21 protein-coding genes are annotated in these 23,767 nt (G+C 62.1%); 9 read left to right on the top strand and 12 right to left on the bottom strand.

What is annotated here, in order from left to right:
* Nucleotides 1-89: 89 nt before the first annotated feature.
* The 9 genes from NKI35_RS04850 to NKI35_RS04890 form a co-directional block, all read right to left on the bottom strand.
* A complete protein-coding gene (locus NKI35_RS04850; RefSeq protein ID WP_023684224.1) occupies nt 90-1,553 on the bottom strand; it encodes a lipopolysaccharide biosynthesis protein in 1,464 nt (487 codons plus the stop codon).
* On the bottom strand, nt 1,550-2,719 hold the full coding sequence (locus NKI35_RS04855; protein WP_023736209.1) for a glycosyltransferase: 1,170 nt from the start codon (nt 2,717-2,719) through the stop codon (nt 1,550-1,552). Before NKI35_RS04855 ends, NKI35_RS04850 begins: the two co-directional genes overlap by 4 nt.
* Nucleotides 2,720-2,940: 221 nt before the next feature.
* On the bottom strand, nt 2,941-4,182 hold the full coding sequence (locus tag NKI35_RS04860; RefSeq protein ID WP_023736210.1) for a glycosyltransferase: 1,242 nt from the start codon (nt 4,180-4,182) through the stop codon (nt 2,941-2,943).
* 223 nt (nt 4,183-4,405) lie between these two features.
* Nucleotides 4,406-5,485, bottom strand: coding sequence for a glycosyltransferase (locus NKI35_RS04865; RefSeq protein WP_023668804.1), 1,080 nt, complete (start codon nt 5,483-5,485; stop codon nt 4,406-4,408).
* A gap of 31 nt (nt 5,486-5,516) precedes the next feature.
* Nucleotides 5,517-6,848, bottom strand: coding sequence for a UDP-glucose dehydrogenase family protein (locus NKI35_RS04870; protein WP_352738837.1), 1,332 nt, complete (start codon nt 6,846-6,848; stop codon nt 5,517-5,519).
* A 54-nt stretch (nt 6,849-6,902) separates the two neighbouring features.
* A complete protein-coding gene (gene exoK, locus NKI35_RS04875; protein WP_352738839.1) occupies nt 6,903-7,802 on the bottom strand; it encodes an endo-1,3-1,4-beta-glycanase ExoK in 900 nt (299 codons plus the stop codon).
* 121 nt (nt 7,803-7,923) lie between these two features.
* On the bottom strand, nt 7,924-8,319 hold the full coding sequence (locus NKI35_RS04880; RefSeq protein WP_352738967.1) for a cytochrome P450 family protein: 396 nt from the start codon (nt 8,317-8,319) through the stop codon (nt 7,924-7,926).
* A 127-nt stretch (nt 8,320-8,446) separates the two neighbouring features.
* Nucleotides 8,447-9,469 (bottom strand): glycosyltransferase family 2 protein, encoded by a 1,023-nt coding sequence (locus NKI35_RS04885; RefSeq protein WP_023742531.1) that lies wholly within the window; start codon nt 9,467-9,469, stop codon nt 8,447-8,449.
* Between the two features lie 142 nt (nt 9,470-9,611).
* A complete protein-coding gene (locus tag NKI35_RS04890) occupies nt 9,612-10,736 on the bottom strand; it encodes a nucleotidyltransferase family protein (RefSeq protein WP_352738841.1) in 1,125 nt (374 codons plus the stop codon).
* A 486-nt stretch (nt 10,737-11,222) separates the two neighbouring features.
* Here NKI35_RS04890 and NKI35_RS04895 point away from each other — a divergent pair, with 486 nt between their 5' ends.
* From NKI35_RS04895 to NKI35_RS04920, 6 genes are all read left to right on the top strand, one after another.
* A complete protein-coding gene (locus tag NKI35_RS04895; RefSeq protein WP_023684233.1) occupies nt 11,223-11,375 on the top strand; it encodes a lasso RiPP family leader peptide-containing protein in 153 nt (50 codons plus the stop codon).
* Nucleotides 11,376-11,509: 134 nt separating this feature from the next.
* Nucleotides 11,510-11,809 carry a PqqD family protein gene (locus NKI35_RS04900; protein ID WP_352654632.1) on the top strand — a complete coding sequence of 100 codons (300 nt, stop codon included), beginning with the start codon at nt 11,510-11,512 and terminating at the stop codon, nt 11,807-11,809.
* Between the two features lie 25 nt (nt 11,810-11,834).
* A complete protein-coding gene (locus tag NKI35_RS04905; protein ID WP_023684235.1) occupies nt 11,835-12,209 on the top strand; it encodes a lasso peptide biosynthesis B2 protein in 375 nt (124 codons plus the stop codon).
* 3 nt (nt 12,210-12,212) lie between these two features.
* Nucleotides 12,213-14,132, top strand: coding sequence for a lasso peptide isopeptide bond-forming cyclase (locus NKI35_RS04910; protein ID WP_352738844.1), 1,920 nt, complete (start codon nt 12,213-12,215; stop codon nt 14,130-14,132).
* Nucleotides 14,129-15,106: a phosphoenolpyruvate carboxykinase (ATP) gene (locus NKI35_RS04915; protein WP_352738846.1), complete on the top strand. Its 978-nt coding sequence runs from the start codon at nt 14,129-14,131 to the stop codon at nt 15,104-15,106. Before NKI35_RS04910 ends, NKI35_RS04915 begins: the two co-directional genes overlap by 4 nt.
* A gap of 5 nt (nt 15,107-15,111) precedes the next feature.
* Entirely contained in the window at nt 15,112-16,947 is a 1,836-nt protein-coding gene (locus tag NKI35_RS04920; RefSeq protein WP_352738847.1) for an ABC transporter ATP-binding protein, read from the top strand.
* 47 nt (nt 16,948-16,994) lie between these two features.
* Here NKI35_RS04920 and NKI35_RS04925 read toward each other — a convergent pair whose 3' ends face one another.
* Entirely contained in the window at nt 16,995-17,267 is a 273-nt protein-coding gene (locus NKI35_RS04925; protein WP_023668815.1) for an exopolysaccharide production repressor protein, read from the bottom strand.
* A 607-nt stretch (nt 17,268-17,874) separates the two neighbouring features.
* On the opposite strand from NKI35_RS04925, the gene NKI35_RS04930 reads away from it, so the two are divergent.
* From NKI35_RS04930 to NKI35_RS04940, 3 genes are all read left to right on the top strand, one after another.
* A complete protein-coding gene (locus NKI35_RS04930; protein WP_023668816.1) occupies nt 17,875-18,552 on the top strand; it encodes a sugar transferase in 678 nt (225 codons plus the stop codon).
* A 217-nt stretch (nt 18,553-18,769) separates the two neighbouring features.
* On the top strand, nt 18,770-19,993 hold the full coding sequence (locus NKI35_RS04935; RefSeq protein WP_032904309.1) for a polysaccharide biosynthesis/export family protein: 1,224 nt from the start codon (nt 18,770-18,772) through the stop codon (nt 19,991-19,993).
* Between the two features lie 177 nt (nt 19,994-20,170).
* Nucleotides 20,171-21,262, top strand: a complete 1,092-nt coding sequence (locus tag NKI35_RS04940) for an acyltransferase family protein (protein ID WP_352738849.1) — start codon at nt 20,171-20,173, stop codon at nt 21,260-21,262.
* Nucleotides 21,263-21,272: 10 nt separating this feature from the next.
* Here the strand turns inward: NKI35_RS04940 and NKI35_RS04945 are convergent, their stop codons facing one another.
* The gene (locus NKI35_RS04945) at nt 21,273-22,556 is read right to left on the bottom strand and encodes an O-antigen ligase family protein (protein WP_023689977.1); all 1,284 of its coding nucleotides are present in this window, start codon (nt 22,554-22,556) and stop codon (nt 21,273-21,275) included.
* A 288-nt stretch (nt 22,557-22,844) separates the two neighbouring features.
* Complete coding sequence (locus NKI35_RS04950; protein WP_352738851.1) at nt 22,845-23,672, bottom strand: SDR family NAD(P)-dependent oxidoreductase; 828 nt, start codon at nt 23,670-23,672, stop codon at nt 22,845-22,847.
* Nucleotides 23,673-23,767 lie beyond the last annotated feature (95 nt).

Below are 23,767 nucleotides of genomic sequence, written 5' to 3' on the forward strand. Positions count from 1 at the left end.
ATCGCAAGACAAGCCTTCAGGCCGTGCTCGAAGAACATGCTTCGGCAATGTCGGCCACAAACCTGCTGGCGCCGCTGATCGCCGGCCGCTCAGCGGATATTGCGCGCGGCGTTGGACAGGGTGGTGAACAAAGCGCGTCGCGACTGCGGGACGGCAAGCATGAAAACGAGACCGATGCCGTAGTTGAGGGCAAGCGCCAAAAAGACCGCGAGCAGGTCTGACTGGCCCGTTAGAGACGCCGGCAACCACAGGTACAGGAACCAGGCAAGCAGGGACGAGGCGATGAAAAGCCCCTGCATGAGCAGGAAGTCGGCGGCGGTCACCGGACCGACGCGATGGACCAGTAGCGCCAGCACGGGAACGCGCAGCACGTAACCGCTGATGGCATAGGCCGCGGCAACGCCGACGGCGCCCCAGTGCAGGCCAACGACGAAGGCAGCGACGGTCGTCAGCGACGAATAGATGCCCCAATGGAACATGGTCTTCGTCTTGCCCTGACAGATGAATATCCATCCCGTCGTGCTTGAAACGGACTGGACCAGGCTGGCGATGCCCAGCCAGGCAAAGATCGGTGCGACCGGTGCCCAGCCCGCGCCGAAGAGAAGTCCGACGATCTGATTGGAGGTCAGCGTCAGCGCCGCGATGCCCGGCATGGTAACGGCCGCCAGCATCCAGTTGGTGCGCACATAGATATCGCGAAAGCGGGCCTTGTCATCGTGGATGCGGCTGAGCAGCGGCACCATGACCCGTGTAAGCGGCTGGTTGATGTTCTGAAGCGGGAACAACAGGAGCTTGTAGGCGCGGTCGTAATAGCCGAGTTCGATCGCCCCGGAATATTTTCCGATGAGAATGTTGTCGAGATTGCGCGAGAAGAAGTTGGCGAGGTTGAAGCCGGTCAGGTTGGCGCCGAACGACAATATATCGGCATCGACCTTCAGGTCCGGCCGCAAAGGCGTCCAACGCGCCACCAGCCAGGCGGCAGCCAGGGCGATAGCTGCCGAAACCGCCGGGCCGATGACCAGCGACCAGTAGCCCAACCCCGCATAGGCCGCGATCGCGGCGGCCAGAAGTCCGGCGGCGGCGCTTATCACGTCGTTCAGTGCGAGCTGGCCGAACTGCAGGTGCCGGTTCATCAACGCCAGCGGCACTGCGGCGAGACTGCCGAGAAGCAGCGGCAGGGCGGAGCCAAGGGTGATGCCGGACATACGTTGATCGCCATAGAACGCGGCGATGGCAGGCGCCAGGCCGGCCACTACCACGGCACTACCCAGCCCGACGAGCGCGCTGATCCAGAACACCTGGTTGAGCTGCTGGTTGCTGATGTCCTTGCGCTGAACCACAGCCTGCTGCAGGCCCAGATTCTGAAGCAGCCCGACGAAGGCCACGATCGGCCCGACGGAAGCCACCAGACCGAAATCCTCGGGGACGAGCAGACGGGCCAGCACGATGACGGAGAGAAACTGGATCGCCATCTTGAAGCCCTGGGCGCCGATGGTTACCAGCCCGCCGCGCAGGGCGACACGACCGAACTGGGGGGGCGGATTGGCGTTCATGCAAGCGACCTCGTTTCGCCAAGCCGCATGGCGATTTCCACGAAATGTTGGTTCAGCAGATCGGAGTTGAACTCGGCCTCGATCTTCTTGCGCGCCGCGAGAGCGATCTCTTCACACGGCTTCGGATTCTCGGCGATCCAGGCAAGCTTTCCGGTCAGCGCCGCAACGTCCCGCTCAGCCACGAGAAAACCCGTCTTGTGATCATCGATCAGTTCAGGGATCCCGGAATGATACGTGCTGACCACCGTCAGGCCGGCGGCCATCGCTTCCATCAGGGAAACCGGAATGCCTTCCAGATCGCCATCGCGGGCGCCGACGCTGGGCAGCAGGAACACATGCGCATCGCGCAGACGCTGTTTGACTTCGCTGTGCGGCCGGGGCCCAAGAAAATTCACCCTGTCGGCAATGCCAAGCTCTGCGGCGATCCCCTTCAGCTGCTCGAGAAGTTCTCCGCCGCCGATCACCGAGTAGATCCAGTCTCGCCGCGGCAGGCCAGCAAGCGCGCGAAGCGCATATTCGATGCCCTTCTTTTCAGTCAGGCGGCAGACCGAGATGAAGGAGAGCGTAGCCTGCTCCCATGAACGCCACCGATAGTCGATGTCACTCGGCCGCACCCCCATATGGTGAACCACAACCTGCTCCGGCGATGCACCGACCTCAATCAAGGCATCGCGGAAAAACGCATTCACCGGCAGTTGAAGAACGCCCTTTTCGAACACAATCTTGTAGCGCGCGAGCGTATTGTCATGCAGCGGTTCGCCGACATCACGGCCGTGAAATATCGTCACCAGGGGAGCGGAAATCCTCCCGCGCTTGATCGCGCGGGCCACGCGCATGCCGTTGTTGCCGAAATGGGCAACGATGACGTCGGCGCCCTGCAGTTTTCGCGCATGAGCAATGTCGATGGCGGTCGAGAGCTTGTCCCAGAACCTGCCGGACCACTTCCTGAGCAGCGGGCGATAGCGACCCAGGCCACCCCACCAGCATACGACCTTTCCTGGCAACGCCTGCCAGCGCGGATCATCGATGTTGCTGTCCCTGCCGAAGGACGTCTCGTTGCAGACGACGCCGACTTCCATGCCGCGCTCAAGGCATCCGGCTATCTGGTCGAGAACAAAGGTTTCGGACAATGAGGGAAACTTGTCGACTACAAAGCAGATCTTCATCGGCAGGATGCGCTCGTCCGGGGAGCCGGTGTCCCTTTGACAAAAGCCGGGCCGAAGACAGGGTGGCGGAAGCACAAGACATGCAGCATGGAACTCTACCGCTGTTGGCCCACCCGCAGGAACGTTAGTACAGGTCTTGCTGCACTGCAACATTTTTGGTGCAGTGTAGCAAGATTTCCCTCAGCTTGGCGTGCCTGCCGATCAAACGCAGAGGAGCAGTGTCAGCCGGCAGATGAAGGATCCGCCAAGCCCTCGGAAACGCCGACATGACCGGTGGGTGCATGCGCAGGGCTCGATGTGGCCAGTTGGGTAACGATCTGCGCAAAACGTTCATTCAGAACATCTGCGTTGAAGTCCTCCTCGACTTTGCGGCGTGCGGCAAGCGCGATACGCTCGCATTCGGTCGGGTGCTCCGCGGCCCAGGTAAGCTTGCCGGCAAGCGCTGAAATATCTCGCTCGGGCGCAAGCAACCCCGTCTCCCCATCCTTGATGAGCTCCGGGATTCCCGAATGATACGTGCTGACCGCAATCAATCCGGCGGCCATGGCCTCCATGAGCGCGACCGGAATGCCTTCCATATCCCCGTCGCTGGCAGTGATACTTGGCAGCAAAAAGAGATGCGCCATGCGAAGCCGTCTTTTCACCTCTGCGTGAGGGAGGCTGCCGAGGAATGTTACGCGACCAGCCAAGCCCAGCTCTACGGCCAGCTTCTCCAGATTCATCCGCAGAGGACCGTCGCCAACAATGTCGTAACGCCAGTCTAGCTGCGGCTGGGAGGCCTTGAGGGAGGCCAGGGCTCGCAAGGCGAACTCGACGCCTTTCTTTTCGACCAGGCGGCAAACCGTCGTCACGACCAGTTGGGTGCCTTCCCACGATTCCCAGCGATAGCCGATTTCGCGGGTGTCAATTCCCATATGGTGGACCGTCGTGCTCGCCTGGGACAGGCCGGCTTCCAGCAGCATCGTGCGGAAGTAATCGTTGACGGGCAGGTTCAGGGTCCCATGCTTGGTCAGCCCGGCATATTGTGTCGCGAGCACTGCCTGCCGCGCCGGGATCGCCACGTCCGCGCCGTGAAAGATGGTTATGATCGGTGGTTTGAGCACCTTCCATTTCTTCAGTGCGGCTGCTCTCTCGCCGTTCTGTCCGAAGTGGGCGACAATCACGTCGCAGCGGTTCAGGCGGCGTGCAAAGGCGATGTCGAGAACGGTCGAGGCCTTGTATCGCAGACGCGGCGGCAGACGCTGTACAAATTTGCTGATTACAGCGGCCCATCGCCACCAATGTCGGGTTCTGGCGAGCAGCGTCGCCATCGGCTCGCTTTGCCGGTCAATTCGGTGGTCACCTTGCATCTTTTCGCAGACCACTTCGACCTGAAAGCCCCGCGCCAGCAGCCCAGCCATCTGGTCCACGACGAAGGTTTCCGAAAGCAGAGGGAATTCGCCGACGACAAAGCCCACGCGCATGACCCGCCCATAAGGTTGGGGCTTGCTCGGACCAAGCGGTCCATATCGCACAAGCCCTAATGTAGACAGGCAGAATACACGTTGATTGCTGCAGTGCCACAAAATATTGCACTGCAGCAATTAAAAGTGATCCGGACGGGCGCACGACGCCTGGACCTGGCTAACGGGAACTTTGCGCGACCACGGTCGTGCAGCGTCTCAGCTGAAATGCAACACGACGCGTTTAGGCTGCGCGCTCCAAACCGACACGTCTTGCGCGGTCGAGAACGCCCATGAACGTTGCGAACTGGCTGTCGGGGTTCATCTGCCGCCGCTCCGAAAACTGACGTGCTGTCGCTGACAGCCGCTTGTACTCGGCCTCATCGCTCCACAGCCGCCTGATCGTTGCGACCCAGTCGGCGAGCGGGGCGTCGTAGTCCAGTACCACGCCGCCGGCGCCGATCGCTTCCGGCAGACCGCCGCGCCGCGAGCCGACCACGGGAATGCCACTACAATGCGCTTCCGAGGCCACCCGGCCCCAGGCTTCTTCCCATTTGCTGGGCGCAAGCAGGATTTTCGTGCGGCCGTAGACCGTCTTCATGTCGCTGGTGCGGCTTTCCAGCTTGACGTTCTGGAGGGGAGAGATTGTTGCTTCGATCCGGGCTCGATGATCGTCGTCGAGCTTCCAGCTTTCGACGAACAGGAACGGGATCTCGGGACAGGCGGCGGCAATGCGCACCGCAAGATCGAAGCCTTTTTCCTCATATGGATTGATGAGCGTGACAAATTCACCGGTCGTCGGTGTGCTGTAGAACGCGGGATTGATGGTCGGCGGAATAACCGTCGAATCGATATCGAATTTTGCCTTATAGGCGCGCGCGGTGAACTCGGAGTTGGCGATATAGACCGCCGAATGGAGCTCACGCAGATCGCCGGCCAATTCGTCGAATTCGACATTCCTCAGATAGACGGTCAGCGGCACGCCAAGCCTCTGCAGCTCTCTGCCGATCGGCACCGAATTGTGGCACTGCACGACCGCGACATCCGGCCTCAACTTTTTGACGGCGAAGTCGGCCGCTTCCCAGGGGAACCACGCCCGTACAACCGGATAGCCCGGGAAATTGTCGATGACCGCGCGCTGACGAAGGAGCTTCATCTTGGCGCGCGCCCTGAAGCCGAACATGCCGTCGCCGAACAGCGCTGCCAGAACGGATGCCTCGTGACCGTTTTCGCGCAATTGCTCGACCAGGTGGTGGGTGCTCGACTGGACGCCCCCGCTGAATTGCGGCGTGTAGCCGGTGCCGCCTGCAAACAGAACTTTCATGAACCTGGCTCCGCGTTGTGCCGCCCTGCCTTCACGCCGCCATCCTGCCGATCGAGAAATACTCGATGCCGTGACGGGCGATGACCTTGGGATCATAGAGGTTACGGCCATCGAAGATGACCGGCGTGGTCAGGGCATCCTTCACCGCGTCGAAGGACGGGGCGCGGAAACTCTTCCATTCGGTGGCGATCAGCAACGCGTCGGCGCCGCGCAGTGCCGCCTCCTTGGTGCCGCACAACAAAAGGTCGTCGCGCAGGCCGTAGATGGCCTGGCATTCCTGCATCGCCTCGGGGTCGTAGGCCTGCACATTGGCGCCGGCCTGCCACAGCGCCTCCATCAGGACGCGCGCCGGCGCCTCGCGCATGTCGTCGGTGTTGGGCTTGAAGGCGAGGCCCCAGAGCGCGAAGGTCTTGCCCTTGAGACTGCCCTTGAAATAACGGTGCAACTTGTCGAACAGCACCGACTTCTGGGCATTGTTGCGCTCCTCCACGGCGCGCAGCAGCTTGGCGTCGAACTTGACACCTTCGGCGGTCTTGATCAGCGCGCGGACATCCTTGGGAAAGCACGAACCGCCATAGCCGAGGCCGGGATAGATGAAGTGGTAGCCGATGCGCGGATCCGAGCCGATGCCCTTGCGTACCTCCTCGATGTCGGCGCCGAGCTGCTCGGCCAGATTGGCCATTTCGTTCATGAAGGAGATCTTGGTCGCCAGCATGCAGTTGGCGGCGTACTTCGTGAATTCGGCGCTGCGCACGTCCATCACGATCATCTTCTCGTGGTTGCGGTTGAACGGCGCGTAGAGCTCCCGCATCACCGCCTCGGTGCCCTCGCTGTTGGTGCCGACAATGATGCGGTCAGGCTTCATGCAGTCGGCGACGGCGGAACCCTCCTTGAGGAACTCAGGATTGGAAGCGACGTCGAAAGCCAGGTCCTGGCGCCCGCGCGCCTTCAGCGTCGCGGCGATTTTGGCCTTCACCTTTTCGCAGGTGCCGACCGGCACGGTCGACTTGCCGACGACGATCTTGGGACCGTCCATCTCGCGGCCGATGGTCTCGGCCACCGCCAGCACATATTTGAGGTCGGCCGAACCATCTTCGCCGGGTGGCGTGCCGACCGCAATCATCTGGATCTCGCCATGCTTGACGCCGGCGGCGGCATCGGTGGTGAACTTGATGCGGCCGGCGGCGTGGTTCTCCTTGACCAGGGCCTCCAGTCCCGGTTCGAAAATCGGCACCAGGCCCTGGTTGAGCCGCTCGACCTTCTTTTCATCGACATCGACGCACACCACCTGGTGCCCGACCTCAGCCAGCACCGCGGCCTGCACGAGACCGACATAGCCAATTCCAAAGACCGTCAAATTCATTCGGGTTAATTCCTGTTCACGCCCTTTGGCCTTATATGGCCGGGCCGGTTCAGATTACTTTATGCTGCTTACACTGCATGCCAACGATTCCGGAAACTGGCACGGCTGGCCGAGTGCGGTGAAGGCGACGCGCTGCACCTGCATCGTCACCTGGCGGCCGGGGTCCGAAAAGGCGCCCATCCAGTTTTTCAGCGTGTCGCTGCCCCAGAGGCTGAAGAATATCTTCTGCGAGTGGGTCGGCAATTGCTCGGGATTGGTCACTTCCTGGACCAGCTTGCCGTTGACGTACCAGCGCAGCCGGTCCTTTTCCCAGATAAAAGCATAGTCGTTGAAGCCCTTGTCGGCGCCGCCTTCGACCTCGGCCAGCTTCTCGTTTTTGGGTTTGCCGGCGATGTAGCTGTTGACCTGCACCTTGGATGTATCCTTGGTCAGCACCTCGAAGTCGATCTCATACCAGGGCTGTTTGTCGGCAGGGCCGATATAGGTGAAGAAAGCGGCGTTGAGACCGGATCCGGTGTCGGTCTTCATCCGTGCTTCATAGGTCCCATAGCCGAAGCGCTGCTTGGTCTGGATCTCGGCGCAGGCGAACTCGCGGTCCTTCAGTTTGCGCTTTTCGAAGCCGAGCGTCAGCATGTTGTCGGAAACTTTTACCAGGCTTTTCGACCAGGTGCAGTTCTGGTGATTGCCGTTCGACCAGCCGTCGGAGACATACCAGCGCGAACGATCGAAACTCTTGAAATCGTCGACGAAGGACGGTGCGCTTTGCATCTCCGGGGAGGCGTCCTGGGCGCGGGAGGGGTGGGCGGCGCCGAGCAGAGCTGCGGCTGCCGCCAACAGAAGCGCACCAATGGATAGAAGACGCGTTGGGTTTACAAGACGCATTGGCCGATTTGGCCGCGTCGAAATCATGGCATCGATTGCCGCCATGGGCGTCGTCTTCGGATCTGCGTTCATATCAATTCACCTTTGTGCTGTTCCGCCCCAACCCAAAGTCACCGATTGGCCCACATTGCTAACGGGCCGATCCCGATCCTCCGTCCCCGAACTTTCTCTTCTGTGTCTCGTGTGACCGTATTCAGCCGAAGCGACCTGCGGGTTTGACATATTCCCCGTGCGAGTCAGAACTCTGGCCATCCTCGCCGACGATCGCGTCGAGTGAATGACGCAGTTCCTTCATCCGGCTCGTCTGGCGCACCAGCTCGGCGATGCGCTGTTCGCAGTTCAGGATGGACTTCGTCAGCTCGCCGACTTCCGACAGCTTGCTTGCCAACGCCGAGCCGTTCTCCATCGACTCGACCAGGAAGGCCGCGTTGGTGGACTTCGACCGGTAGCGGGCCTCCAACCCGGTCTTCTCGGCCGCAATCTCGGCCGTGATCTGATCCAACAGCTTTGCCAGACGGTCGAAACGCGCCAGATCGGTCTGCTTGTCGCGCGCTGGGTCCCTGGACCTGAAGCCGAAAATTGAAGCCATCCGGTTGGCCTTCCAAAATTGCTGCACCGCAACATACAGTGCCATCGTCGGGGCGTGTAGGCAACCTCCGAGTTTCAGAAAGGCAATTTTTTCAGCCTTGCGGCCGCCGTCCCGGACTTGGCGGAGCCTACTTTTGCGCCGCCGTGCTGGTAGCGGCCATGAGGAAGCGCAAGGGCGGCACCGGCTGCTGCCGCGGGGGCAGACCGGCGTGGCGAAACAACGCATCGAGCTTGTCGGCGGCCACGCCGACAACGATGGGAATGAAGTTCGACTGGCTGGCCAGCGCGTAGGCGGCGGCAGACGCCATGCCGCGCTCGGCCTTCACATCGAGAAAATTGCGCAGCCGGTATTTGTCACGCACATGCCGCTCGTGCTTGCGCAGCAGGGCCTTGGAGCCTTCCGGCAGGCTGTCGATCTTGAGCAGTGCCAGATCCGCATCGGCGAGGCGCTTCAGATCCTGTGTCTTGTGGCGCCCGCTCAGCGAATCGGCGCGCACGATCGCGCCATAGCCGCAGGAACGGATGACCTTGAAGCGTGCGCCAAGGGCAAAGGCGCGGGCGTACAGTTCATAATCTTCGCCGAGACGCAGGTTCTCGTCGTAACGCAGCCCATGCCTGTCGAGGAAAGCTCTTGATATCACCGGCTTGAGAAAGCCGAGTTCGCCGCGCTGGACACGCCGTCTGGAGATGTTGCCCTCGATGAACCGCTCGAAGTCGAGGAATTCCGGGTCCGCCGAAAAGGACGGGGCGACGATCTTAGAGACGTCGGTCGCCGTATCGTCACGGATCAGCATGATGTTGTCGGCGGCGAAATCCCAGTCGGTGCTGGCAAACAGCTGGCGAAACCGTCCCTGAAGGAAGAAATCGTCGGCGTCGAGAATGCTGATGAAAGGCGATTTCGACCCGGCAATGGCGGCATTGCGAGCGAAGGACGGGCCGCGATTGACGTCGAGCCGGATGACCGAAAGCCGACCGCTGCCATCGTCGGCAGCGCTGGCCACTTTTGCGGTGTCGTCGGTGGAGGCGTCGTCGACGACAACGACTTCCGCCACCTCCGGCTCGCGCAGCGCCGAGGCGATGGCTGCGGGAATGGTCCGGGCCGCGTTGCGCGCCGCGATGATCACGCAGACCCGGGATTCTGTCATGGACATAGGGTGGCCTTTCGATTGCATAAAGTGTCGCGAGGCCCCTCGCCCTCCCGGCGCGCGGCGCCGGACCCCGATCCATCCCCCGATCCATCCCCAGCGGATCGGAACGGAACGTTATCTGCCTGCTGCATGACGACCCTCATCGTCACCGGCTTTCCCGCTCGAAAATCCGCCGGCTGAGGTCGGCTGACGCGGCCCAGCCGGCCTCGGTCAGGTAGCGGACAGGTTCGCGGCCGCACAGTTCCCACAAAACGGTGCGCCGTTGCGGCCATCGGAGCGACGACAGCCACGGCGCGATGACCATGTGGAACAGGTCTTCATTGCCGATGCGTGACAGGATCCTGGTGGCCCGATCCGACAGCAGCGTGCCGGCGCCACCAAGCAGCACATCGGCGGCGCGCAGGCCCAGCAGCAGGGTGTCAGCCAGCCCCTGCTCGGCCGCGTAGTCGAGCACAGTCTGCTGCTCGGCCTCGCTCAGCCGACCGGCAGCGGCCCGGATATCGCAGACATAGCCCGCGCATGGCTCGCGGTTGAACAGCGCCTTTGCGACACTGATGCAGGACAGAAGCAAAGTGTCGGAGGCCGAGATGAACGGCACGCTGGAGCCGGCGATCGCAAGCGCGCGCTTGCGGCGCAGGAACCCTTCCGTATCGCGCGGGCTGGGCGATCCCGGCTGCTGGAGCCGGTAATGGAGATCGACGGTGGACAATTTCCGACCCTGGCTGCGAACCATGTGCTGCTCGCCCAGAAAGCGCACCCACCAGACGGAGCGGGACTTGCCGGCGACCTCGTAGCCGATCGAGCGCAGCGCATCACGAGCTCTAAAGAAGCCGGCCGGCGACACCAATATGTCGACATCTCCGGACGGCTTCATGAAATGGTCGCCATAGAGCAGTTGCTGCTGGAGGGGGCCCTTCAGGAAGACGAAATCGATGCTGCTGCCGCGCAGCGCCTTGTCGATGGCCATCGAATCCATGATGCCGGACGAGTTCATCGCAATCGTGCGCCGGCGATAAGTGTCGAGCCACTCGAGCAATCCCGGCGGCGTCTCGCCCGCCGGTGGGCGCGACAGCGCCTTCAGCATGAAGGTGGCGACCTTGTTCAGCCTGGCGATGTCGCAAACATCGGCAACGGAGATGGCCGGTGCAGGCGCGGCGCTGGGGCTCGCCCTGGAGGCGAAGAACAGCCGCAGGCAAGCCTGCACATAGGCCACTTCGTCGGCGCAGCCAGCGGCGCGCAACCTTTCGAAGGTCCCTTCCTGCAATGCCATATGCTGCAGCATCTCCGCAAAAAATTCGCCAGGCGCGTTATATTGCAACTGCGAAGCAAAGCATCGCCAAATTCATGCGCCGCGTCCAGTTTTTCCTTTGGAGACAATTTTCCTGCAACCTGAGCGTCTAACGACACAGTCGTACAACGTGATGCAAGGCGTCGCCTGATCGGAGCCTGTGCCCGGCGCGTCAGCAACAATCTTGTGGGAACGCGTTAGCGCCTAAATGACGAGCATTCGACGGGAAAATTTAACGTAGTAAAATCAGTTTCTTAGTTAAGCACCACGGACACTCCGCTGAAATCGCCTAGGCTGTGAAAATGCAAGCGGTTTTGATCACCATTGAAGGCAACCGAAACCGAGAATTGATTAACGGCGGGTAAATCAGGCTTGACTCATAAATGCTGCCATGCAGCTATTGCGGTGCAGCAATAGCTCGCTGCCGGCAATCGACAGGCCGCTTCCAGTCCACAAGTGGAGAGTAAATTGGAACAGAATGTTGAAAAGCATGAGTACGAAACCCCTAGCCTGACGGTCCACGGCTCGATCGAGACCATCACGCAAGGCGGTAGCGGTACTACGGCACTCGACGCCTCGTTTCCGGCACATACGCCGGTCGGCGAACTCACCTTCTCCTGAGTCTTCTCTCGTTGGGGTGACAAAGTCCGGACTCTGCAAACAGAGCGCACTAAGGAGAGTCGGGGGTCAAACCCCGGCTCTCGCGTCTTTGTCCGGAATTGCCGAAGCGTTGGTGTTGTGAGTGAGGTTTAGGAATGGACTGGAACCCCTCGGACCATGATCGGGTCAGCGCGAGCAAGGATGCCGTGGCCTGCGAATTTGGCAACGGCCTGGCGCTGCTCGATATGAGGTCCAACATCTATTACAGCCTGAACAGCGTCGGCGCCTATATCTGGGAGCTGATCCAGGAGCCGCGGCCGATTTCCGAAATCCGCAGCGCCGTGCTGGACCGCTACAATGTCGATCCGGAACGCTGCAAGGCCGATGTCGATGGATTGTTGAAGGGCTTGGCGGACGCCGGGCTTGCGAGGCTCCATGATGAGGAACTTGTCTAGAGCTTTCTCGCTGAGCGGGCCGGAGATGCTCTTTCTCGCGCACTGCCTTGCGGTGGTCGTGGTGGTGCGGCTGGGGCTGACGCTGCTTTCCTATAACAGGATTCGCGGCATGGTGACCCGGTTCGACGCGCGCGAACCGGCCGACATCGGCGATCTCAGGCGTGTCGCCTGGGGCGTGGCTGCGGCTGCCCGCCTGGTGCCTGGCGCAAGCTGTCTGACCCAAGCGCTTTCCGGCCAGTATTTGCTTGCCCGCCAGGGCAACGCCTCAAAAATCCGCATCGGCATCGAGCGCGATACCGGCACCGAGTTGAAGGCGCATGCCTGGCTGGTCAGCGGCGACCACATCGTGCTCGGCGGCTCGCTTGGCGGGTTTAACCATCTCGTCGACCACGGCCAGTGAGCGATGAGCGGCGTCGCCGGAATTCTGCTGAGGCAGGAAGGCAAGCCGGCCGCCGCGGCCGACATTCAGCGCATGCTTGCCCGCATGCAACATCGCGCGCCTGACGGCAGTTCGTGGTGGATGGACGAGGGCGTCGTTCTTGGGCACGCCTGGCTCAACACCACCGATGAAGCCGGCCCCGGCCCGCTGACCATGGCCGGCGGCAAGCTCGCGATCACCGCGGACTGCCGGCTGGACAATCGCGACGAATTGCTGGCCAGGCTCGGCATCCGGGACAATTCGGTTGCCGACGCCGTGCTTGTGATGCGCGCCTATCTGCGCTGGGGCGAAGCCTGTCCCGAACATCTGCAGGGCGACTTCGCCTTTGCCATCTGGGACGCCGAGCGCCGGCAGCTGTTTTGCGTGCGCGATCATTTCGGCGTCAAACCCTTCTATTACCATTCGAGCGACCGGCGTTTCGTCTTTGCTTCCGAGATCGGGCCGATCCTCGATGTCGGCGGCGTCGACATGCGCATCAGCGAACACCAGATTTCCGGCTTCCTCGCCGGGCTGCCCGACGATCCGCAATCGACTGCCTATGCCGATATCTTCCGCCTGCCGGCGCGCCATAGCCTGACGGTGACCGGGAACCAGGTGGTGTTGCGCCGCTACTGGCAGATCGAACCCTCGCCAAGGCCGATGCGATCGGATACGGCCGAGGAATTCCGGCATTTGTTTTCGCAATCGGTCCGCAACCGCATGCGCGGCACGCGGGCGGTCGGGGCGATGCTGAGCGGTGGCCTCGATTCCTCCTCGATCGCCTGCGTGGCGGGCCTTCAGAATGCCGCGCAGCGCAAGCCGAGGCTGCCGACCTTCTCGCTGGTGTTCGAAAGGGGTTCGCCGATGGACGAGCGGCCTTTCATCGAGGCAGTGCTTGGACAGGAGAAGGTCGACGGCACTTTGATTTCCGTCGGCAACTACGCGCCCTTCGCGGAATTCGAACGCATTCTGGAGGAGCAGGAAGAAACGTTCCTGGCCCCCGGCCTGTCGCTGACCCGCGACATCTACAGGACGGCCGGCGCCAAGGGCATGAAGGTGCTGCTGGACGGCCATGGTGGCGACGAGGTGGTTTCGCAAGGCCACGGCCATCTGCACGAACTCGCCGACGCCGGCAAATGGATGGAGCTGTGGCGCGAGCTGCGCAGCGCCTCCAACACCTATGGCGACGGCATGCTCGGCCTCTACTACCAGTTCCTTACCCTTTACGGACCGGCCTGGCGCATCGCGAGAATCAAGCGGTTCGCGAACCGCGTGCTTGGCAAATTGCGGCGCCATCCAACTGGGCGGCCGGCGACGAGCTGGCGCGGCCTGATCAATCCGGACCTGGCGATGCGCACCGACCTCGTCGAGCGGTTCCGCAGGGCCGGCTATATGCCGCCCGCCGTCAGCGCTAGCGAGACCTTGACCCATCGCTGGCTGCTGTCGAACGGCATGGTGCCGCACGCCTTCGAGGTTCTCGACAAGGCCGCCGCCAATTTCGGCGTCGAGCCGCGCTACCCCTTCTGGGACAAGCCGCTGGTCGAGTTCTGCCTGGCGCTGCCCGGCGCAGAAAAGCTGAACCGTGGTTTTGGCCGCTCGGTGTTGCGCCGCGCCATGGAAGGTATCCTGCCGCCGGCGGTGCAGTGGCGGCGCGACAAGATCGATTTCACCTCCAATTTGGTCAAAGGCATGCTCGGCAATCACCGCGATCTCCTGGACAAGGTGCTAGTGAAAGATGCGGCGCGGATCGCCCCTTACGTCAACCTGCCTGAGGTGACCGCCGCCTATGGCCGCATCGCTCGGCAACCGGACGAAGCCACCCTGCCCGATGTCCAGTATGTCTGGCGTTCGATCGCGTTGTCGCTGTGGCTAAGGCAGGTGGAACAGCGCGGGAGCCATGCATGACACCGGCCAACATGCCACTCACCGCCGATTCGATCCGCGATGCCTGCCATCCCAAGGCTCGCGCGCAACACTTCTACAGGGCTTATGGCCTGACGATCAGCTCGCAAGTCGAATTGCCCGAGCTGGAGCCGAGCGCGCCGGCGGCGGTCGATGTGGTGATTACAGTCGGCCCGATCGACTTGCCAAAACCCTCGCCCGAGACCGGAACTGCTTTCCGCTTCGAGGCGCGGCAGCAATATCTGGCATGGCAGACGGTCGGCGCGTTCCTGATTACCGATGCCTGCCGCATCGAGGTGGAGCCGGCGCCTAATGTCGTCGACGCGCTGCTGGCGTTTCCGCTGCTCGGTCCGGTCATGGCACTGCTCCTGCACCAGCGCGGCCTGCTCATCCTGCACGCCAGCGCCATTGCGGTCGGCGGCAAGAGCGCGGTCTTCATGGGCGACAAGGGCGCCGGCAAATCGACGATTGCAAGCGCGATGATCCGGGCCGGCCATCGCTTGCTGACCGACGATGTCGTGGCGCTCGATCTCACGGACCGCCCGATGATCGTTCCGGGCTTTCCGCAGCTGAAACTCGCCGCCGATGCGGCCGCCGCGTTTCCCATCCGCCAGGCAGAAATACGCCCGCAGGTGCATGCGGCGATCGACAAGATGCAGCATCGCCTGCACGCCGGATTTGCGGCAGACGCGGTGCCGGCGACCCGGATCTATATCCTCGAGCGCAGCGACAAAGCAGCGATCACGCCGCTGCCAGGCATCGGCGCCCTGCCGGCAATCATCAAATTTTCCTATGTGACGCGTTTCGGCCGTCCAGCCCTGGTCGGCGATTTTGCCACGACACATCTTCGCCAATGCGCCGCCCTGGCCAGCCAGATCGGCGTCTGTCGCCTCGAAGTGCCCACCGGGCTCGACCGTATCGGCGAAGCCGTCGCCCTGATCGAAAACGATCTGGCGGCCGACAAAGGGCCGCGGTGACTGACATGTCCGCATCGCAGATCCTGCGCTTTTCGTTTTACCGCGATGTCGCCGGTTTCGGCGCCGCCATGGCCCGGATCGGCGGGCGCAGGACCTTCACGGCATTGCTGTTCCTGATCCTGGGAAGCCTGACCGAAGGCATCTCGATCCTGCTTCTGGTGCCGCTGCTGCATCTGGTTGGGCGACCCGAGCAGAATTTCGCGGTCAGGTTGCCTGACCGCGACTGGGTGCGCTGGCTGGCGCCGGACGGAACGCTGCAATTGACCACGGTGCTTTGCCTGCTGGTCGGGCTTGTCGCGCTGCAGGCGGCGTTCAACCGCTATAAATCCGTCTACATGGCGCGGCTGCTGCTCGACTTCATCAATCGCCTGCGTATGAACCTGTTCGAGAGCATCGGCAAGGCGCGGTGGGGGATATTCGCGCGCATGCGCAGCTCGGATCTCGACCATGCGCTGACCGGCGATATCGACCGCGTGCAGTCGGCGGCGTTCTCGCTGCTGATGCTGGTGCAGATCGCCGTGCTTCTGGCGGGTTATCTCGTTGTCTCGCTGTTCATTTCGCCAGTGATGACGGCGTTTGCCATTGTCGTCGGCATCGTCACCTTCCTGGCGCTGCAGCCGTTTCGGGCACGAGCCAGCGCCTTCGGCCGGGTTTTGACCAGCAATCGCCAGGAGCAGTACCGAACGGTCTCGGAGTTCCTCGGCGGCATCAAGGTGGCCAAGAGCCTGAATGTCGAGGCGACCTATTACGCGCAGCTTCGCGTGACGCTGGAGAAGATGAAGGCCGACAACATCAACTATGTGCGCAACAGCACCATCGGCACCGCTCTGTTCCAGGTCGCCAGCGTCATTGGTCTGAGCCTGTTCATCTATGTCGCTTTGGTCCGCTTCAACCTCTCGCTGGCCGAGATCGTTGTCCTGCTTCTGGTGTTCATGCGCATCGCGCCGCGTTTCATGGACATGCAGATGCAGGCGCAGCAGGTGCTGATCAACCTGCCGGCCTATGCCTCGATGCGCGACATGCAGGCGCGTTTCGATGCCGAACGCGAGCCGGCAAACCTCGAATCGGATGCCAAGCTGTCGCTCGATGTCGGGCTCAACATCCGCAATGTCTCCTTTGCCTATGAGGCCGGCGGCAAGCCGGTGGTGAGCGATGTCACCTTTGGCCTTCCCGCCGGCAAGGTAACGGCGCTGATCGGTCCGTCAGGCTCGGGCAAGAGCACGCTTGCCGACATGCTGCTTGGCCTGCTCGAACCGAGCGAGGGCAAGATCCTGGCCGATGGCGTCGAGATCGGCGCCGCCAACCGCCGGCGCTGGCGCGACCAGGTGGCGTATGTGCCGCAGGACGTGTTCCTGCTGCACGATACGATCGCCGCCAATCTGCGCCTTGCCGCGCCGCAAGCCAGTGACGCGGAGCTGTGGACTGCACTGCGCGCTGCGCATGGCGCCGACTTCGTCGAGCGGCTGGAGTTGCGGCTCGACACGGTGGTCGGCGACCGCGGCGTCCGGCTCTCGGGCGGCGAACGCCAGCGCATCGCGCTGGCGCGCGCGCTGCTGCGCAAACCTTCGCTGCTCATTCTCGACGAGGCGACCAGCGCGCTCGACTGGCAGAACCAGTCCCTGATCGCCAAATCGATCGACGGCTTGCGCGGATCGATGACGATCCTGACCATTGCGCACAGGCCATCGATGATCGCCTTCGCCGACTGGGTGGTTGCAGTCGAAAACGGACGAATCGTCGAAGTGGGGCAATATCAGAGGTTGAAAGCGAAGGCCGGCAGCCGCCTGTCGAAAATGCTTTCAGGCGAGCAATCGGAACCCGAGCCGGCCGAAGCAGGCTGAGTCCGGCTGCAAGATGATCCGAGGCCGACCTTGCGGCTTCAGACTGTTCAATGCACGCTGCGCCTCGCCGAGAGCTTCTCGCCTTCAACCGCCTTGTCGGCGCCGAGGCTTCTTTCGGCGTCACGAGCCCTGTCGGCCGATGTCGGCGCGCTCCTGGCGATCATCACATACACCAGCAGGAAATAACCGATTTGGATGAGGACAGCGCAGCCGATGACGCGAAGCACCGTTGTGGTGACCGTCGCGCCGTCGACATAGGACCACGCGACCACGATCGCGAGGGCGAAAACCATTCCAATGACGAATTTTGGTAGTGACATGTTCGGCGGCCCGTCAACCGGCCCGAGCATGCAAAAGCGATGACTTACCCACCCGAGTATCTCCCCATTCGCCATGCGAGCTTATTTAGCTGCTCTTTTTCGGCCGGTTGCTTCCGGCCTTCCCAACCCATCCAGACTCTATCAGGAATAATTTGCGACTCTATTAAGGCGCGAAACTGACGGCAAGGGCAACCAGCAATAATTTTCGGCTTGGCGGCGGCTTGGACTCCGCCATGCTGCGATGCACACGCAGGGGTGGTGGCCTAACTCGTCATGCGCTTTATACTACAGTAGAATCTACAATGTTGATTAGTATTTTACTTGATTAATTTAGCAAAGCCAGTGATTCGAAAATCAGTTAAAGCCGTTTCCTCTGCGGCAAAGGACGATTTGCCCAAAACCCGCCGAAAAAAGGCATTACATTTCCTACGGTTGCTGATTAGTCGTCACAAACCCGCCATAAAGGGCAAAATTTTGGCAAGGAGCGTTTATTATTTAGTCAATTCCTGACGTGACTATTTCAGCCATATGGGAAATTGTGTGTTGCGCTGCAGCATTTTTTTGGTATCGTGGCATAAACCATCCGTTCAACGTATGGAGCTTTTGCATGAGGGACGTTGCCAAGTCGGCCAATGCGGCATTTTCGCATGTCGGCGTAGATTTTCCGCCACCCATCGGCGGGCTGCTGAAGCGCAGTTTCGATATTTTCGGTTCACTTGTCGGCCTGGTGGCGCTTAGCCCGCTGTTCCTGATGGTGGCCCTTCTGGTCAAGCTTTCCGACGGCGGCTCGATCTTCTACGGCCACAAGCGCATCGGACGCGGTGGGCGGATTTTCCCCTGCCTCAAGTTCCGCACCATGGTCGAAGACGGCGAACGTGTGCTGGCCGCCTATCTCGCGGCCAATCCGGAAGCCAACGCCGAATGGATCGCGACCCGCAAGCTGAAGAACGATCCGCGCGTCACCCGCGTCGGCGCCGTTCTGCGCAAGCTCAGCCTCGACGAGCTGCCGCAGATCATCAACATCCTGCAGGGCGATATGAGCCTTGTCGGGCCTCGCCCGGTGGTGCGTGACGAGCTTGAGATCTACGGCAGCGCCGCGGTCTATTATTTGAAGTCGCGGCCGGGCCTGACCGGGCTCTGGCAGGTCAGCGGACGCAACGATGTCTCCTATGACAGTCGCGTCGCGTTCGACCGTCACTATGTCGAGAACTGGTCGCTGTTCGAAGACGTTCGCATCATCCTCAAGACCGTGCCTGCGGTGTGGATGTCGCGCGGTTCCTACTGACCGACCGCAACTGGTCAGCAATCGGGCCGGCACGGCCCGAAGCCAATCCGGTCCAAAGCTATTCGGCGATGGGCCGGTCTCGCATTGCAGCCATAGTGTTCTGCCAGGTTCCGAAGGAGGCACTCGGCAGCAGGCCTATCGGGCGGATGGGGCCAAAACGGATCGGAAACGTCAGTTGAAAACAGACATATCAGCGTATTTTCGCCTTGCCGGCCCGATGCGGCCGGCACGGCTCGTCGCCACGTGCCTCGCACTGTCGCTCGCGGTTCCAGCCATGGCCGACGAGTACCGGCTTGGCTCGCAGGACAAGCTCAACATCCGCGTCGCCGAGTGGCAGACGGTGGAAGGCACGTTTCGTGACTGGTCGGCGGTAAACGGAGAATATTCGGTCGGCCCCGCCGGCAATTTGTCGGTGCCGTTCGTCGGCGAACTGCCGGCCGCCGGCAAGACCACGTCGGAGGTTGCGGCCGCGATCAGCGTCGCCCTGCAGCGCAAGCTTGCCTTGTCGGACAAGCCGGAAGCCTCGGTGGAAATGGTGCAGTTTCGGCCGTTCTACATCTCGGGCGAGATCCAGACGCCTGGCCAGTTTCCCTATGTGCCGGAGCTGACCGTGCTCAAGGCGATCAGCATCGCCGGCGGCATCCGGCGCAACGCCGATTTGGGCACCCAGCTCGGCAAGGACCTGATCACCGCCAAGGGCAATTTCGACATTTATGACGACCAGCGCGTGCGGTTGATCGTCAAGCGTGCCCGCATCGATGCCGATCTCGCCGGCAAGGAGAGTTTCGAGGCGCCTAAGGAAGTCGAGGGCGACCCGCGCCTGGCGACAATCGTCGCCGACGAAATGCAGATCCTGATCTCCGACCAGAAAGCGTTGAAGCTGAAGCTGCAGGCGCTTGACGATCTGAAAGGGGTCCTGCAGTCCGAAATCGAGGCGCTGCAGAAAAAGATCGTCAACCAGCAAAAGCAGGTCGACCTGGCGCAGCAGCAGGCGGACAGTATCGGTCCGCTGGCGCAAAAGGGCCTAGTCGCCAACGCACGCCTGCTTTCCTCGCAACAGTCGGTCACCGATCTGCAGGGCAAGATCCTGGACTATGAGACGGCGGTCCTCACCGCCAAGCAGTCGGTCAGCAAGGCGACGCAGGATGCCATCGATGCCCAGAACACGTTGAACTCGAGACTTGCCGCCGACCGGCAGCAGGTCGAAGCAGACCTCAACGAAGCCGCACTCAGGGTCAACATGCAACAGGGCCTGATGGCCCAAGCATCGGACCCGGCCACGACCGCCGCCATCACAAACAACAATGAAGAGCCGGCGCTCATCTATTCGCTGGTGCGCGTGACCGACGGCAAGACCAGCGAGATCGACGCCAAGGAAGATACGCCGGTGCTGCCGGGCGACGTCATCAAGGTGAAGCTGGCGCCGACGGCCAGCCAGTAACCTGTTTGTTTGGAGCAATTCCGGACGGAAAACCGTTTCCCACTTTTCCCGGAATTGCTCTAGCGCTCGGGCTCGCTCGGCGAGGCCCGCGCGATGGAGGCGGGAGGAACCAGTTCGGCTCGTTCGCGCCAGGGTGCGGGCGGGAACTTCCGTTTTTCGACCGCTTGAAGGCATTCCATGCAGCCCGCCGCACCGCGCCACGTCTACCTCAATCTCGATGCCATCCGCGGCGTCGCGGCGATCAGCGTCATGCTCTACCACTTCTCGCCGTTCCTGGCCGCCGGCAAGGTGCTGCCGTCGAGCTATCTGGCGGTTGACCTGTTCTTCCTGCTCAGCGGCTTCGTCATCGCGCATGCCTATGACCGCAAGATCGAAAACGGCATGGGCTTCGGCACGTTCGTGGCGATCCGCCTGATACGCCTCTACCCGCTCTACCTCGCCGGCACGCTGCTCGGTTTCTTCTATCTCGTCGTCAAGAACCGGCTGATTCCGGCGGAATACATGCCGATCTCCGAGATCGGCACCATGCTGACGACCGGCATGTTCTTCATCCCGCTGGTCAGCGATGCCTATCACACGATCTTTCCGCTCAACCCCGCGTCGTGGTCGCTGTTCTTCGAGCTGATCGTCAACATCGCCTATGTCGCCGTCTTCTTCCTGCTGACGAAACGCGTGCTGAGCGTGCTCATCGCCGTCAGCCTGGTGCTGCTGGTGGTCGCCTCTATCATTGCCGGCACGCTCGACTTCGGCATGACCGGCTCGACCATCATCAGCGGCCTGCCGCGCGTCTGTTTCTCGTTCTTCCTGGGCGTGCTGCTTTGCCGGTCCATGACACGCTATCAAAGCGCCCTCGGCTTCCTGCGGCGCGGCTGGTGGGTCGAGGGTGCGATCGCGCTGACGCTCATCGTCTTTGCCATCGCGCCGGCCGGCGGCGCGCGCGTCGCCTACGATCTCGCCTGCGTCGTCCTGGTCTTCCCGGCGCTGGTGGTGGTCGGCACTATTGCGACGACGGCGCCGCGCCTGTCAGGCCTCTATGGCTGGCTGGGGCGGATTTCCTACCCGATCTACATCATCCACACGCCGCTGCTGATGATCATCGCCGGGGCGGGCAAGGCCGCAGCGATCGACCCGTTCGCGCATCATCCCTGGTTCGGCATCGTCATGGCGGTTTCGGTCATCGTCATCGCCGACATCGCCACGCGCGTCTATGACGAGCCGTTGCGCCGCTTCCTGCAGCGGCTGATGCTGCGCAAGCGCGCCGTCGCCTGAGATAAGCAAGTCAGACGCGCGCCGGCATGCGGCCGTTGGCGGTGTTCTCGTCCGGCACCGGAACATAGGCCCGCCTTGCCCTGGCGAGCGGCACCGGGCGCAACTTGAACAGGCCGTAATAGACGATGAACGAGGCCATGAAATAGGGGCCGAGGATCTCGACCTCGAAGAAGGAGCGGATCAGCATCATGCCGACCGCGCCGGCGAGTACCACTGAATCGGCGCTCCAGTCACCGAACACCACCTTCGAAACATGGCCCCAGAAGGAGCGCAGGATGATCAGCGCCAGCATCGTCACGCCGATGAAGCCGAGCTCGACCAGCGTCTCGATATAGGTGTTGTGGAAATGGAAGCCGGTGCGGGTGGAGATGTAGAACTCGGCCCAGAGCCGTTCCGGATCGGCAAAACCCTGGATCCAGTAGGCGGCATAGCCATAACCGAGCACCGGACGCTGCTGCGCGGCGGCCCAGCCCTGTTCCCAGAGATAGGTGCGGCCGGTCAGCGTCGAATCCTTGCCGAAGATGCCGAGCACGACATCGAGCAGGCCAAGGTTCAGCGCAGCCATCACACCGCCGACCAGCGCCGTAGCGCCGACGACGAACAGCACGCGGCGGTAGCGGCGTGACAGAACCTTGCTCATGGCAAGCAAAGCAACGACACCGATCACCGCCGGAAGCGAAGCGACTGACGTCGCCGAGTGGGCGATCGCCAGCATATAGACCGACAGCAGGATGATCGGCGCGGTCCAGACGAAGCTCATCCAGTTGCGCCGGTAGAAGGCCAGAAAAGCGAAGCAGAAGAAGATGCCGAGCGAGGCGAAGAAGCCGATCTGGTTCTTGGAGCCGAAGGCGCCGACGAAATTGGTGGTGCCGTCGATAGTGTCGAGCGCATAGGCGCCAACCTTCAGCGAATACAGCAGCACGATGAAGATGCCGATCAGCGAGCCCAGCACCAGCGTGCGCGTGCTGATGGTGCGCGCCGCGATGTAGGCGCACAGCATGTGGGAGAAATATTGCAGCCCCGCCCGCGCGCTGGTGCCGGCCGCTTGCGACCAGAACAGCGACAGGCAGACATAGGCCGCAAACAGCAGCGGCAGCCAGGCGCTGGAGAGATCGCGGGCGAAACGCCGATAATCGACGAACAGCAGCGGCAGCCATACCAGATAGTAGGCGAGGATCAGGATCTGGCCGAAATTGGTGGAGTAGGCGAAGGCAAACACCGACACCGCAACGGCGAAGGCGGCATAGGCCTTGTTGTTGTCCGGATCGATCAGAATGGATTTCGGGATCTTCATATCCGTACCGGATTTCTCATGCTACCGCCTTTCGGCTGGGCTGAAGCGCCCATGGTCGGCTTTTCTGCGTCAGGTCCGCCCTTGCATGCGCCATCGCCGGAACCTGCCCTTGCCGGACCCGATCAGCGGGCATCCATTGTGCAGCGCACAATATAACCTCTATCGCCTGTCACTCAATGGTAAATTTGCCGCGAGGGATAAAGTTGCCGCGGGCAGAGCCAAAACGACCATGCAACCGACAAATGGCGTTAATACGGCTCGCTCGTTCGAAAATTCAAACGGTGACCGCTACCACAGCGCTCCGCCGGTGACCTGAATGTTTTCCATGGTGATGCCCTTGGCCAGATCCGAGCACAGGAACACGGCTAGTGCCGCAATCTCCTGCGGCTGCACCAGGCGCTGCTGGGGATTGCCCTTGGCGATCTCGGCCACCGCTTCCTCGGCGGTTCTGCCCTTGCCCTCACGCTCGACGACCTGCGCCACGTTGCGGCGCATCAGTTCGGTCTCGACCCAGGTGGGGCTGATCATGACGCAGGTGACACCGTGCGCGGCGCCTTCCAGCGCCACGCAGCGGGTAAGGCCGAGCAGCCCGGCCTTCGAGGCGCAGTAGGCCGGGTTGTCCTTCCAGCCGACGGAAGCCGCCGTCGAGCCGATGTTGACGATACGGCCCCAGCCGCGCTCGATCATGCCGGGCAGCACAGCTCGGGTGACGCGGAACGCTCCGCTGAGATTGGTGTCGACGATCTTGTCCCACAGCGCGTCGGAATGGCCGCAGACCGGCTGTTCGGCGGTGGTGCCCGCAGCATTGACCAGTATGTCGGCCGGGCCGATGGCGGCCTGCGCGTCGGCTGCAAACCGGTTGGTCACCTCGCTGTCGCGGACATCGAGATGGGCGGCACAAACCCTGGTGCCGTGTGCCGACAGGGCCAACCGTACGCGCTCGAGTTCATCGGCGCCGGGATAGTAGGCGGCGTCTGATCTGTCGGCGCCGGCGGGCGCGATGTAGGAGCCGACGGCGACATTGGCGCCGGCTTGCGCCAGGGCCGTAGCAATGGCGAAACCCATGCCGGAAAACCCGCCGGTGACGATGGCGCTGCGGCCGGAAAGGTCTGTCATGGTGGGCAGTCTCCGATGCGACGTACGATGCGTTTATTCATAGTCCGTCGCCGGCTAGGAGCGCTACCTTGCCGGCAACGCGGCCGTAACATCGA

It is taken from the genome of Mesorhizobium sp. M0676, from assembly GCF_040320535.1.
Lineage (GTDB): Bacteria > Pseudomonadota > Alphaproteobacteria > Rhizobiales > Rhizobiaceae > Mesorhizobium.